This is a genomic window from Kushneria sinocarnis (assembly GCF_003633775.1).
GTDB classification, from domain to species: domain Bacteria; phylum Pseudomonadota; class Gammaproteobacteria; order Pseudomonadales; family Halomonadaceae; genus Kushneria; species Kushneria sinocarnis.
Map to the genome: position 1 here is coordinate 11910 of NZ_RBIN01000008.1, position 13780 is coordinate 25689.

A 13780-nucleotide genomic window follows, 5' to 3' on the forward strand; every position below is an offset into this window, starting at 1 on the left:
CATGAGTTCGTCCCCCCGGGTAACTGTCTTCATTCCCGTCCACAATCGCCAGCACTACATCGTGACGGCAGTCGACAGCATTCTCGCCCAGACCTTCACGGATCTGGAGCTGCTGGTCATCGACGATGGCTCGACCGATGCCACCCTGGAGGTGCTGTCGCGCTATCGCGATCCGCGCCTGCGCATCGAGACCAACCCGCGCAACCTGGGCATTCCGGCCACTCGCAACCGGGGGCTGGGGCTGGCGCGGGGCGAGTATATCGCGCTGCTCGACAGCGATGACCACGCCTGGCCCGAGCGCCTGGCCCGTCAGGTGAGCGTGCTCGATCGTCATCCCGAGCTGGCCCAGCTCGGCAGCGCCTGCAATTTCATGGATGCCCGGGGGCAGCTGCTGAAACGCGTGCGGCGCCGTCCCGTCGACGCCGCCGAGGTGGATGCCAGCCTGCCCTTCTACTGCGCCCTGACCAACCGCACCCTGCTGGCGCGCACGGCCGTCCTGCGGGAGGCCGGCGGCTATGACGAGAGCTTCCCTCGCTGTCAGGATTACGAGCTGCACCAGCGGCTGTCGCGCACCCACCGCATGGCCAACCTGCCGGACATTCTGGTCTGCGGTCGGGAGCATGCGGCGCGTTTTACCCGCCAGACCCGCGATGTCGGCCGCGAGCGCAAGCAGGCGATCTGTCAGCGGGCGCTGGAAGAGCTCGGCATCACGCCGACGCCCGAAGAACTGGCCGGCCACTACGACCTCTCCCGCCCTGCCGGGCTGGGCGAGGCACTGGACGCCGATTACCTGGCATGGGCGGAGCAGTGGCTGCGCCGGATCGAGACGGCCAACCGGCGCAGCCATCGTCACCACCCCGAGGCACTGGCGGCGGTAACCAGCGAGCGCTGGGCCAATGTCTGCTGGAGCGCACGCCGTACCCTCGGCCATCGCCTCTGGCGGGAGCTGCTGCGCTCTCCCCTGACACGCCGCTGGCCGGCACGCCTGAAGCACTACTGGCAGCACCGCAACCCTGCGGCATCAGGCCTCTGAGACAAGGGCGGCGGCAATCGCTCTGGCCAGTGCCGCACTCGGCATGACCGGTCGGCTCGCCTGCGCCGCGCGGTGACCGGTCATCTGTTCAAGCGTCTGCTCGATACGCCCGAGCGACAGTCGCTCGGGCGCTCGGCCCAGCAGCGTGTGGCGGGAGAAGGGCTTCTTGGTGGAGTAGCGCAGCAGCATGATCAGCAGCCGCTCGGCCGCCGGCCGCGAGTGACCGATGATCGCTCGCAGCAGGCGCGTTCCCGCCTGTTCAAGCCCGGGCTCGATACCGCCGCGCTTGCCGTTCAGTTCATGCATCAGCACGCCGAGGTGGATGGCAGCAGCCGCGTCGGGGTCGGCATCGAGGCTGACCCGGGCACAGTCGATCACCTTCAGCGCAGGCAGGCAGTTGCCCCGGCCGGAGGGCGCCGGAGATGCCAGCAGGTTGCCGGGATGAAGATCGAGGTGACAGAAGCCGGCGCGGTACAGCTGGCGGAGGGTCTCGAGCAACGCTCTCAGCAGCTGCACCCGGCGCGTCCCGTCCGCCTGTAGCAGCGCACTGGTCAACGTCGGCCAGTCACCCAGCCAGCTGCTGATCAGCACCTGGCGAGTCGGCAGGCCGAATTCGAGCTGCTCACCCAGCGCCAGCATGCCCACGCCGAGGGAGGTGCGCTGCTCCAGTGCCAGCGCATGACGAAATTCGGCACTGCCATGGGTCAGCCCCAGCCAGCGGTGACTCACTCCCAGCAGCGCCCCGAGGCGATGATGCCGGGGCAACACCATCCGCTTGGCGAACCAGTGGCGCTCGGCGGTGTCCGCATCGTCGATGCGATAGCACCAGCGCGAGCGGGTCTGTTTGGCGCGCAGCGCCACCACCTGCGGGGAGTCCTGCCGGAGGAAGTCATCGAACAGCTCGGCGGGCCGCCGGCCGGCCGGATCGGCCAGCCACCACTGCCAGCCCGACCCCGACCCGCGCCATGGCCCCTCGAGCCGCCGGCGCATCCAGCGCGGACGCACCAGCGACCAGCCTGCTCGCGTCATGCCGAACGGCGCAGCAGATAGAAGCCGAGCAGGAAACAGCCCAGCGTCGGCGTCAGGATCGCCCAGATGGGCGAAAAGCCGAACACGGTCGCGGCCGGTGCCAGCAGGTCCTGCAGATACTTGAATACCAGCCCCACGATGGTGCCGTAGAACACCCGGGTGCCGGCTGCCACGCTGCGCAGCGGACCGAACACGAAGGACGCGGCGACCAGCACCAGCGAGGCCAGCATCAGCGGCAACAGCAGCTTCTGCCAGAAGTAGAGCCACGAGCTGGTCGCCGACAGCCCCTGGCTGTTGAGGTAGTGGGCGTAGCGCCACAGGTCCTGCATCGAGCGGCTGTCCCGGTCGGTAATGATCAGCCGCAGCAGCTCGGGCGTCAGTGAGGTCTGCCAGGTGGCACTGTCCTGCGTGGTGGTGGTCGTGGCATCGTCACTGAAGTGGGTCGTGCGGATGCCCTGCAGCTGCCAGTGATCACCCTCGCGCACCACCCGATCGGCATGCTGGGCGGCCACCAGCTGCTGACCGTCATAGCGGTAGCGGTTGAAGTCGATCACCGTATCGTCGGTCCGGATCGAGCCGAAGCGATAGAAGCTGTCGCCCTCGCGCTGCCAGCCGCCATCCTCGGAGGCAACACTGCTGCCCTGGCGCTGTTCGGCGCGAAACGACTGGGCGTACTGCTCGCTCCAGGGCGCCGCATACTCGCCCACCAGCATGGTAATGATGATCACCACGCCCAGCGGCTTGATGACGCTCCACAGGATGCGCAGCAGCGAGCGCCCCGCGGCCCGCATCACCGTCAGCTCATTGTTCGAGGCCATTGCGCCGAGCCCGACCAGCGCGCCGATCAGTACGCTGACCGGTGCATACTGGTAGAAACGCCACGGCAGGCGCAGAAAGGTGTAGAAGAGCACATTGAGCGTGGTATAGGAGTCGGTGACATCCTCGATGTCGCTGATGAAGTTGATCACGAAGTCCAGGCCCAGCAGCAGCACCTGTACCACGAACATCGACATCAGCACGGTGCGCGCGGTGTAGCGATCGAGTCGGTTGAACATCAGCGTCTTCCTCCCACGACGCCATCACGCCACGACAGCCACAGCCCCAGCAGCAGGAAGACGGCATGAATCGGCCACATGCCGATGGCGGCACTGTAGCGGCCATTGCTCAGGGCGTCCTGTGCGGCCAGCAGCAGACTCATGTAGGCGATATAGATGAATATGGCCGGCAGCAGCTTGGCAAACCGCCCCTGACGCGGACTGGCACGCGACAGTGGCAGCGCGATCAGGGTCAGGATGGGCACCATCAGCGCCAGCGACACGCGCCACTGCAGCGCGGCCGTGGCCCCCTCGTCATCGCGCGCCAGCAGATCCGGAGTGGAGAGCAGCTCGGTATCATCGTAGCTCGCCTGGCCGCTCCGGTTCTGCAGCCGCAGGGCGTAGGTCTCGAACTTCAACCGCTCGGCACGATGGTCACCGGGCGTGACCGCATAGCGGGCCCCTTCGGAGAGCACCAGATAGCGGCTGTCGCTGTTGTCGCCGCTGCCGCTGGTCTGATAGCCGCTCTCGCCGCGGGTCAGGATCTGACGCCGGCTGCCGTCGGCGCGCTGATCGCTCTCGGCAATGAAGACATTGTTCATGCGACTGTCATCGCCGTTGGTGCTTTCGGCATAGACCGTACGGTCCCCGATCTCCTGAAAGCGCCCCGGCGCCAGCGCACTGAAATCGGCCTGATCCTCCTGCTGGGTCAGCATCGTCTCATTGTGTGCCAGCCCATAGGGCGTCAGCCACAGGCTGCAGGCCCCCACCAGCACCGCCACCAGTGCTGCCGGCCAGAGCGTGGCGCCCAGCACGGCCCGCGGGCTGATACCGCAGGCCGCCAGCACCGTCATTTCACTGTTCAGGTAGAGCTGTCCGTAGGCCAGCATGATGCCGAGAAAGAAGGCCAGCGGCAGAATCAGCTGCACGAAGCTGGGCATGTTGTAGAGCATCAGACTGCCCAGCAGGCCGGCCGGAAACTCGCCTTCGGCCACGTCACTGAAATAGCGGATGAACTTGTTGCCCATGATGACCAGCAGCAGCACGCCGGTCACGGCGCCCATGGTGGTCAGGATTTCACGGGTCAGATAGCGATAAACGATCAAGCCGTGGCTCTCCGTTGCGTCGGCTCCAACCGGGAGATGTTCGTGTCGGTCATGCCTGCCGGTCCCGTCCGGATGCATGCAAGAGCGCGTGCCATTGCGTAAACTGAGGCCATCATGCGGGAATCGACCCCGGAGGGTCCCCCGATGCCGTTGCCGGCGTCGACGGCGCCGGCATTATCGCCAATCCAGGTTTTCCTGTCTCGTGGAGTCGTCATGGAATTTTCAGTCCTTACCGTCAATCCGGCGCGCGCGGAGGCCGATTGTATCGTCGTGCCCGTCATCAGGGGCAGCCAGCTGCCTCCGGCGGCAGCCCGGCTCGACGACGCCAGCGAGCGCCTGATCGGTCAGCTGATCGAACGCGGCGACTTTGTCGGAGACCTCGGCACCACCCAGCTGGTTCCGTTCGCGCCCGGACTCAATACCGCTCGCCTGCTGCTGGTCGGCTGCGGCGAGCAGGAGAAGCTCGACGAGGCACGCCTTCGCACCGCCCTCGATGCGGCCATGAGCGCCCTGCTCAGGCTGCCGATCGAGGAGGCCGCCATTGCCTTTACCGATACCGAGCTGGGCCCGCGCGGGATCGACTGGAAATCGCGCATGATTGCCGAAGCCGCCCGACGCGCCGCCTACCGCTTCGACGAGTGCAAGTCCCAGCGTAGCGAACCGGCCTCGCTGCGCCAGCTCGCCCTGCTGGTCAGCGACCCCAGCGAGGCCGAGCGCGCCGAGGCCGGCATGCGCATCGGCGCCGCCATCGGCAATGGCATCAACGTGGCGCGCCGCCTCGGTGACCTGCCGGGCAACATCTGTACGCCCACCTACATGGCCGAGCAGGCCCGGGCCATGGGTCGCGGCAGCGGGCTTACGGTTACCGTACACGATGAGCAGGCCCTCGAGGAAATGGGCGCCGGTGCCCTGCTCGCCGTCGGCCGCGGCAGTGCCGAACCCTCGCAGCTGATCGTGATGGAGTACCGGGGTGCCGATGATCCCGACGAGGCGCCGCATGTGCTGATCGGCAAGGGCATCAGCTTCGACAGTGGCGGCATCTCGATCAAGGGCGGTGCCGACATGGACGAGATGAAGTACGACATGGGCGGCGCCGCCGGGGTCTTCGGCACCATGAGCGCGGTCATGGAAATGAAGCCGAAGCTCAATGTCGTCGGCATCGTGGCCTCCGCGGAAAACATGCCCGACGGGCATGCCATGCGGCCGGGCGACATTCTGACCACTCTCAGGGGGCTGACGGTCGAGGTGCTCAATACCGATGCCGAAGGGCGGCTGGCGCTGTGCGATGCCCTGGCCTATGCCGACCGCTACCGGCCGGCTTCGGTGATCGATATCGCCACCCTCACCGGTGCCTGCGTGATCGCGCTCGGCTCGCACGCCATCGGCATGATGAGCAACGAGGATACCATGGCCGAGCAGGTCACCGAGGCCGGAGTCACCGCCTGGGACCGCGCCTGGCGCCTGCCGCTGTGGGAGGAGTATCAGGGTCAGCTCGATTCCGCCTTCGCCGACCTCGCCAACATCGGCGGCCGCAAGGCCGGTGCCATTACCGCCGGGTGCTTCCTGTCGCGCTTCGTCGGCGAGTGGCCCTGGGCCCACCTCGATGTCGCCGGCACTGCCTGGAACGGCAAGAAGGGGGCGACCGGCCGACCGGTGGGGCTGCTGTCGCAGTATCTGCTCGATCGCGCCGAACACCGCTTCGGGGAGTAACTCCCCTCGCCCCGCCCGGCCGGGGCGAACTTCCCCGCATGCAATGCCTTGTGTCATTCTGAACGGATTGGTCGGAGCGCCCTGTGCTCCGGCATTCGCCCGGCAATGGAGAACGATGCAGTGACCACCCCTGCCTTTGACGTCCGCCCCACCACCCAGGCCACCGAAGCCAATGTGCGAGCCGAGATCCTGGCCAACCCCGGTTTCGGCCGCTACTTCACCGATCACATGGTGCATGTCCGCTGGACGAAGGACGATGGCTGGCACAGTGGCGAACTGCGCCCCTATGGTCCGCTGACGCTGGACCCGGCAGCCTCGGTACTGCACTACGCCCAGGAGATCTTCGAGGGCATCAAGGCCTATCGCCATGCCGATGGCTCGGTATGGACCTTCCGCCCGGAGAAGAACGCCGCCCGCTTTCGCGATTCGGCGCGCCGTCTGGCCCTGCCCGAGCTGGATGATGAGACCTTCATCGAGTCGCTGCGCACCCTGGTCCGTCAGGACATCGACTGGGTGCCGACACCGGCCAGCGAAGCCGAGGAGTCCAGCCTCTATCTGCGCCCCTTCATGATCGCCAGCGAGAAGTTCCTCGGCGTCAAGCCGTCGAAGGAAGTCGACTACTACGTCATCGCCTCGCCGGCCGCCGCCTATTTCAAGGGGGGCGTCAAGCCGGTGTCGATCTGGCTCTCCTCGAACTACAACCGCGCCGCCCCCGGCGGTACCGGTTTCGCCAAGTGCGGTGGCAACTATGCCGCCTCGCTGGCCGCCCAGCAGGAAGCCGAAAACCACGGCTGCGATCAGGTCGCCTTTCTGGATGCGGTCGAGAACAGATGGGTCGAGGAACTCGGCGGCATGAACCTGTTCTTCGTCTATCGTGACGGTCGGCTGGTCACCCCCGCACTGACCGGCACCATTCTCGAGGGCGTGACCCGCGACTCCATCCTGCAGCTGGGCCGGGACGCCGGCCTGACCCCGGAGGAGCGCCCGATCAGCATCGACGAATGGCGCGAGGGCGTGAATTCCGGCGAGATCAGCGAGGTCTTTGCCTGCGGCACGGCCGCGGTAATCACCCCGATCGGCGAACTGGTCACCGAGCATGAGCGCATCGGTGGCGGCAGCGAGGAAGGCGGCAGGATCGGCCGGCAGCTGCGCAAGCAGCTGCTCGATCTGCAGTATGGCCGTACCGAGGACCCCCACGGCTGGCTGACCCGGCTCGCCTGAGGCCGGTCCGGAGCAGGGTCCATGCGCCCTGCTCTCCTCGCGATTGATCATGCAACCAGGGAGAGATGTGATGAGCGGGATCATGGTGATTACCGGTGGCAGTCGCGGGATCGGAGCTGCCACCGCGAAACTGGCCGCCGAACGCGGCTATCAGGTGGCCGTCAACTATCGCAGCGACTCGGCCGCCGCCGAACAGGTGGTCAGCGAGATCGAGCAGGCCGGGGGGCGCGCCATTGCCGTGCAGGCGGACATGGCGGTCGAGGCCGATATCGTGCGGCTGTTCGAAACCGTCGATCGTGAGCTCGGCCGACTCGACGTGCTGGTCAACAATGCCGGTATCATCGACCGGGTCGCCCGCGTCGACGAGATGAGCTTCGAGCGCGTCGACCGCATGATGCGCATCAACGTCACCGGCCCCTTCATCTGCGCCCGGGAAGCCGTCAGACGGATGTCCACGAAGCATGGCGGCCGGGGCGGCGCAATCATCAACATCTCGTCGGCGGCCTCGCATCGCGGCGGCTCCGGCGAGTATGTCGACTATGCCGCCTCCAAGGGCGCCATCGACACCTTCACCGAAGGGCTGGCGAAGGAAGTGGCCGCCGAAGGCATTCGGGTCAATGCCATCCGCCCCGGGGTGGTGCGCACCGAGATTCATGCCAGTGGCGGCAACCCCGACAAGCCCGACAACTCGAGCTCGGGGATTCCCATGGGGCGCGCCGGCGAGGCCCGCGAGATCGCCACCGGCGTGCTCTGGCTGGCCAACGAGGAAGCCTCCTTTACCACCGGCGCCCGGCTGGATATCGACGGCGGGGTCTGAACGGGAAGTACCACGAAACCACGCCGCTGCGTGAGCGGAAGAGGGAGAAACGGGCCGGAGCCTGGCGCAGGCGGCCGCTGCTGCCGTTTCCTCCCTTTTCCACCCTCCTCTTGCCGCTGCCCGTCCGGAAACAACCATGACCCGCATCGATTTCTATATCCTTCCCCAGACCACGCTCGACGCCCGACTGGAGTTCGCCTGCCGGCTGGCCGAAACCATTCATCGCAAGGGCTATCGGCTGCACGTGCACACCGAGGATGAAACCATGGGACGGGACTTCGACGACCGCTTGTGGAACTTCCGCTTTGATGCCTTCGTGCCGCACCACCTGCTGGGGGAAGCCGGCGATCATCCCGCACCGGTCACCATCGGCTGGCAGGATACGCCCGAACCCGGCATCGAGGCCCTGCTCAACCTGCATCCGGAGATTCCGCCCTGGTTCTCACGCTTCGAGCGCGTCGCCGAGATCATCAACCAGCACCAGGGCATTCTGCATGCCAAGCGCGAGTGCTGGCAGACCTACAAGAGCCGCGGCTATCAGGTCGAGGCTCACCACCTCGAGGGCTGAGGGCTACAGCGAGGGCGCGAGGGTGACATAGGCCGCATCGAAGAACTGCAGCTCCAGCTCAACGGCGCGGTTGAAGGCCTGCACGACGGCCGTCGGGTAGCCCTGCTCGCCCAGCCGGTCGAACTCGGCGCGCAGCCAGGCCACCCACTGCTCGAAGTCGGCGTTGTTGTGCAGCACGATCCAGTCGCGCTGTTCGAAACGCTCCGGCAGGGTATCGGCGCGGCGTGCCCAGTCGAGATAGAGCCACTCGGCAACCGTCAGCACGGCCAGGATCCGTGCATAATCCTGCGACCGGCGGACCTCGTCCATCAGGTCGATGAAGGCCTGGGTCGGTGCGGCGCGCTGCGGCCCGGTACGCTCGGCAGACGGCACCCCGAGGGCGTCGAAGGCATTGTCGAAATAGTCGTTCTCGTCGCCGGACACCACCCCGAGCTGGCGCGCCAGCACCCGGCGCGAGTCGGGCCGGTCGGCACAGGCCACCGCCGCACCGAGCAGCGCCGTAAAGGCGTCCACGAACTGGTAATCCTGTACCAGATAGTGCGCCAGCACCTCATCGGCCACCTCGCCACTGATCAGCTCATCGACAAACCGGTGGTGAACCGCACGACCCCATTGTGGTTCACTGCCCTGGCGCAGGCGCTCGCTCGGCCGTTCACTGTCGCTCATCGGGGCTTGCTCCATTGTGGGGAATTGCGCACCCAGTGTAGTGCACGGCAGTGAGTGCGTGGCGGGCAGGGTTAGAACGCGGCCCGGGCTGACGTTATACTCGGGGCCATTTCAGCGATCCGCTGCGCCCTTCGAGCCCACTTCACAACGCCGCGAGCCTCATGGACAAGACCTACCAACCCGAATCGATCGAAACCCGCTGGTATCAGCGCTGGGAAGCCGACCAACGTTTCGTACCCAGCGGTCATGGCACACCGTTCTCGGTCATGATTCCCCCGCCCAATGTCACCGGCAGCCTGCACATGGGTCACGCCTTCCAGGATACGCTGATGGATACCCTGGTACGCTTCCGGCGCATGCAGGGCCATAACACGCTCTGGCAGGTGGGCACCGATCACGCTGGTATCGCCACCCAGATGGTGGTCGAGCGCAAGGTCGCGGCACAAGAGGATAAAACGCGTCATGACCTGGGGCGCGAGACCTTCATCGACCGCATCTGGGACTGGAAGCAGGAGTCCGGTGGCCACATCACCCGCCAGCTGCGGCGCATGGGGGCCAGCGTCGACTGGTCACGCGAACGCTTCACCATGGATGACGGCTTCTACAACGCCGTGCGTGAAGCCTTCGTGCGCCTGCATGACGAGGGGCTGATCTATCGCGGCAAGCGGCTGGTCAACTGGGACCCCAGCCTGCTGACGGCCATCTCCGACCTGGAAGTGGAAAATCGCGAGCAGCAGGGGCAGTTCTGGCACTTTCGCTACCCCCTGGCCGATGGCGAGCGCACCGCCGCCGGCGAGGACCATCTGGTAGTCGCGACCACGCGTCCCGAAACGCTGCTGGGCGACACCTGCGTGGCGGTCAATCCGGCGGATACACGCTACGCCTCGCTGATCGGCAGTCATGTCGAGCTGCCGCTGGTGGGCCGGCGCATCCCGATCGTGGCCGATGAACACGCCGACATGGAGAAGGGCTCGGGCTGCGTCAAGATCACCCCGGCGCACGATTTCAACGACTACGCCGTGGGCCGGCGCCACGACAGCGCGCTGATCAACGTCTTCACACGCCAGGCGCACATCCGCGACGAGGCCGAGGTCTTCACGATCGAAGGGCGCCCCAGTGACGCCATCGATCCGACCCTGCCCGAGGCCTATCGCGGGCTGGCACGCTTCGAGGCCCGCGAGCGCATTGTCGCCGACATGGACGCGCTGGGGCTTTTGGAGAAGGTCGAAACCATCACCAATACCCTGCCCTATGGCGACCGCTCGGGCGATATCATCGAGCCGCTGCTGACCGATCAGTGGTTCGTGGCCGTCGAGGAGCTGGCGAAGCCGGCGATTGCCGCCGTCGAGAACGGCGACATCCGCTTCGTGCCGAAGAACTACGAGAACATGTACTTCGCCTGGATGCGCGATCTGCAGGACTGGTGCATCTCGCGCCAGCTCTGGTGGGGCCATCGCATTCCGGCCTGGTATGACGCCGAGGGCAATGTCTTCGTGGGTCGCACCGAGGAGGAGGTCCGCGAGAAGTACGGCCTGGCCACCGATATCGCGCTTTACCAGGATGAGGATGTGCTCGACACCTGGTTCAGCTCGGGACTGTGGACCTTCGCCACCCTGGGCTGGCCGGAGCAGACTCCGGAGCTGGCTACCTTCCACCCGACCAGCACCCTGGTCACCGGCTTCGACATCATCTTCTTCTGGGTCGCCCGGATGATCATGATGACCCTGAAGTTCACCGGCGAGGTGCCGTTCGAGACGGTCTATGTCCATGGGCTGGTGCGCGACAGCCAGGGCCAGAAGATGTCGAAGTCCAAGGGCAACGTGCTCGATCCCATCGACCTGATCGACGGTATCGAACTCGATACCCTGGTGGACAAGCGCACCGACAGCATGATGCAGCCGCAGAAGGCCAAGGCGATCGCCAAGGCGACGAAGACGGAGTTTCCGGCCGGCATCGAGGCCCACGGCACCGACGCCCTGCGCTATACCTTCCTGTCGCTGGCGACCACCGGTCGTGACATCAAGTTCGACATGGGCCGGCTGGATGGCTATCGCAACTTCTGCAACAAGCTGTGGAATGCCGCCCGCTATGTGCTGATGAACACCGAGGGCGAGGATTGCGGACTCGACGGCGAGGTGATGCTGTCGCTGGCCGATCGCTGGATCATCTCGCGCCTGCAGCAGACCGAAGCCCAGGTGACCCGGGCGCTCGAGGAGTACCGTTTCGATCACGCCTCCCAGGCGCTCTACGAATTCGTCTGGAACGAGTACTGCGACTGGTATCTGGAGCTCTCCAAACCGGTACTGTGGGACGAAACCGCACCGCTGGAGTCCAAGCGCGGCACCCGGCGTACCCTGGTACAGGTACTCGAGGCCATCCTGCGGCTGGCGCATCCGATGATGCCGTTCATTACCGAAGAGATCTGGCAGAAGGTCTCGATCCTGGCCGGTGTCGATGTCGAGCGCCTCGGCACCTCGATCATGGTACAGCCCTGGCCGGTGGCGGAAACCACCCGTATCGATGAAGCCGCGATCGAGGATATCGAGTGGCTCAAGGGCGTGATCGTCGCCATTCGTGAAATCCGGGGCGAGATGAACATTGCGCCGGCGCGCACCCTCTCGGTCCATCTGACCCATGGCGATGAGCGCGACCGCCAGCGGCTGGAAGACAACGCCCGGTTCCTCGGCAAGCTGGCGCGGCTGGAGAGCATCCGCTTCACCGACCCCGCCGATGTACCGGTCTCCGCGGTGCAGCGGGTTGGTGCCATGGAGATCCGGGTACCCATGGCCGGGCTGATCGACCGCAATGCCGAACTGGCCCGTCTTGACCGCGAGCTGGAAAAGCAGGAAAAGGTGATCGCCGGCATCGAGAAGAAGCTCGCGAACGAGAGCTTCACCGCCAAGGCCCCCGCCGAAGTGGTGGAAAAGGAGCAGGGCAAGCTGCGCGAGGCGCAGTCAAACCGCGAGGTATTGCGCGAGCAGCGTGCCACCATCGAGACGCTGGACGCCTGATCCGGCACGGGCTTCGCCCGACCGGCCCCGCAGTCATCGACTGCGGGGCCTTTTTGTTGATGACATCCGCCGCAGGATGGCAACGGGCCGTGCTATCGCTGCCATTGTTAAGAAACACTGTTCCTTAATCAGGCTTTAAAATATACTCGACCTTATTCATTTGCTGACATGTCGAGCCTGCCATGCACCTGCGCCGCATTCTGATCTTCAATCTGCTGGGCGCCGCCCTGCTGTTCAGCTGGGGCTGGCCCCACCTGCTGCTCTGGACCGATCTCGATGAGCGGATCTTCTGGTTCTTCAACAACCTGATCACGCCACAGGGAGGTACCTGGGACACCCTGCTGGCCGCCCTGAACAACCGGCTGTTCGATATCGCCTCCTTCGCGGTGATGGGCCTGCTGTTCCGGCGGGCGATGCGTCACGATCCGCGCCCACTGCGTCATCGCAACCGCCGCTGGCTGGGGATCGGCCTGACCATGCTGCTTACGGCAGGAGTGATGGCCATGCTGACCGACAAGGGCATCCGCTATGGCCATCCCAGCCCGACCCGCTTTTTCGAGCATGCGCGTCATCTGGCCGATGTGGTCACCTTTCCCACCAAGGATGGCGCCAGCAACAGCTTTCCGGGGGATCACGGCCTGATGCTGATGATCTTTGCGGCCTTCATGCTGCGCTTCGCCGATCGTTACACGGCGTGGCTGAGCATGGCGTTCGTGGTACTGCTGAGCGCGCCACGCATCATGGTGGGTGCGCACTGGTTCAGCGATGTCTACATGGGCTCGCTGTCGATTGCCCTGCTGATCCTGCCGTGGCTGTTGTGCACGCCGCTGGCCTCGCAGCTGGCCACCCGAATCGGGCGGCTGCTCCCCATGCGCTCCGCCTGATGCGCGCCAGCCCCATCCCTGGACGACCCTGCCCGCGCGACACAAAAAACCGCCCGATACAGCGTATCGGGCGGTGATCGGCACTGCGGCAGGCGCGGGTTTACCAGCTGCCGGTATTTTCCATCGAAGCCCAGGGCTCGCTGGGCTCCAGCGCCTCACCCTTCTGCAGCAGCTCGATCGAGATGCCATCCGGCGACTTGACGAAGGCCATGTGACCGTCACGGGGCGGCCGGTTGATGGTCACACCGTTGTCCATCAGCTTCTGGCAGGTGTCATGGATGTTGTCCACGCGATAGGCCAGATGGCCGAAATTGCGGGCATCCTTTGTCAGTTCCTCGGGATCCCAGTTCCAGGTCAGCTCCAGCTCCGGGCTCCTGAGCTCGCTGGAGCGCTGCTCATCCTCGTCCGCGGCGAGGAAGATCAGGGTAAAGCGACCCTTTTCACTCTCCCGGCGCCGGACTTCCTTCATGCCCAGCAGATCGCAGAAGAAATGCAGCGACTCATCGATGTCGCTGATTCGGATCATGGTGTGCAGGTATTGCATAAGGGGCTCCATGCGATTGGATGACCGAAACCACTCGGTCATGCTCGTGACAGGCCCATGATAGCAGGCCCGGCCAGTGGTCGCTGGCATGCCATGGGCAGGAGTGGCAAAGTAACTGCCGACCGATGAAGGCCTTTTCATTGATGGGCGGTTCCAT

12 protein-coding genes are annotated in these 13780 nt (G+C 65.5%); 7 read left to right on the forward strand and 5 right to left on the reverse strand.

The window, feature by feature from the left end; genetic code table 11:
• Position 1: 1 nt before the first annotated feature.
• On the forward strand, positions 2-1033 hold the full coding sequence (locus tag C7446_RS13340; RefSeq protein WP_121173622.1) for a glycosyltransferase family 2 protein: 1032 nt from the start codon (positions 2-4) through the stop codon (positions 1031-1033).
• Here the strand turns inward: C7446_RS13340 and C7446_RS13345 are convergent.
• The 3 genes from C7446_RS13345 to lptF are packed head-to-tail and all read right to left on the reverse strand — an operon-like array spanning position 1022 to position 4202.
• The gene (locus C7446_RS13345; RefSeq protein WP_147408781.1) at positions 1022-2062 is read right to left on the reverse strand and encodes an AarF/UbiB family protein; all 1041 of its coding nucleotides are present in this window, start codon (positions 2060-2062) and stop codon (positions 1022-1024) included. The genes C7446_RS13340 and C7446_RS13345 overlap by 12 nt on opposite strands.
• Positions 2059-3120 carry an LPS export ABC transporter permease LptG gene (gene lptG, locus C7446_RS13350; RefSeq protein ID WP_121173624.1) on the reverse strand — a complete coding sequence of 354 codons (1062 nt, stop codon included), beginning with the start codon at positions 3118-3120 and terminating at the stop codon, positions 2059-2061. Before lptG ends, C7446_RS13345 begins: the two co-directional genes overlap by 4 nt.
• Positions 3117-4202: an LPS export ABC transporter permease LptF gene (lptF, locus tag C7446_RS13355; protein ID WP_121173625.1), complete on the reverse strand. Its 1086-nt coding sequence runs from the start codon at positions 4200-4202 to the stop codon at positions 3117-3119. The genes lptG and lptF overlap by 4 nt, the downstream gene beginning before the upstream one ends.
• A 213-nt stretch (positions 4203-4415) precedes the next feature.
• On the opposite strand from lptF, the gene C7446_RS13360 reads away from it, so the two are divergent.
• The 4 genes from C7446_RS13360 (at position 4416) to C7446_RS13375 (ending at position 8518) form a co-directional block, all read left to right on the forward strand.
• Positions 4416-5912 (forward strand): leucyl aminopeptidase, encoded by a 1497-nt coding sequence (locus C7446_RS13360; protein WP_121173626.1) that lies wholly within the window; start codon positions 4416-4418, stop codon positions 5910-5912.
• A 120-nt stretch (positions 5913-6032) separates the two neighbouring features.
• Positions 6033-7133, forward strand: coding sequence for a branched-chain amino acid aminotransferase (locus C7446_RS13365; RefSeq protein WP_245977850.1), 1101 nt, complete (start codon positions 6033-6035; stop codon positions 7131-7133).
• A gap of 70 nt (positions 7134-7203) precedes the next feature.
• On the forward strand, positions 7204-7950 hold the full coding sequence (locus tag C7446_RS13370) for a glucose 1-dehydrogenase (protein WP_121173628.1): 747 nt from the start codon (positions 7204-7206) through the stop codon (positions 7948-7950).
• Positions 7951-8086: 136 nt separating this feature from the next.
• A complete protein-coding gene (locus C7446_RS13375; protein WP_121173629.1) occupies positions 8087-8518 on the forward strand; it encodes a DNA polymerase III subunit chi in 432 nt (143 codons plus the stop codon).
• Between the two features lie 3 nt (positions 8519-8521).
• Here the strand turns inward: C7446_RS13375 and C7446_RS13380 are convergent, their stop codons facing one another.
• The gene (locus C7446_RS13380; protein ID WP_121173630.1) at positions 8522-9184 is read right to left on the reverse strand and encodes a TenA family protein; all 663 of its coding nucleotides are present in this window, start codon (positions 9182-9184) and stop codon (positions 8522-8524) included.
• A 161-nt stretch (positions 9185-9345) separates the two neighbouring features.
• Here C7446_RS13380 and C7446_RS13385 point away from each other — a divergent pair, with 161 nt between their 5' ends.
• Complete coding sequence (locus tag C7446_RS13385; protein ID WP_121173631.1) at positions 9346-12195, forward strand: valine--tRNA ligase; 2850 nt, start codon at positions 9346-9348, stop codon at positions 12193-12195.
• Positions 12196-12377: 182 nt separating this feature from the next.
• Positions 12378-13079 carry a phosphatase PAP2 family protein gene (locus C7446_RS13390; protein ID WP_121173632.1) on the forward strand — a complete coding sequence of 234 codons (702 nt, stop codon included), beginning with the start codon at positions 12378-12380 and terminating at the stop codon, positions 13077-13079.
• A gap of 100 nt (positions 13080-13179) precedes the next feature.
• Here C7446_RS13390 and C7446_RS13395 read toward each other — a convergent pair whose 3' ends face one another.
• A complete protein-coding gene (locus C7446_RS13395; protein ID WP_121173633.1) occupies positions 13180-13623 on the reverse strand; it encodes a VOC family protein in 444 nt (147 codons plus the stop codon).
• Positions 13624-13780 lie beyond the last annotated feature (157 nt).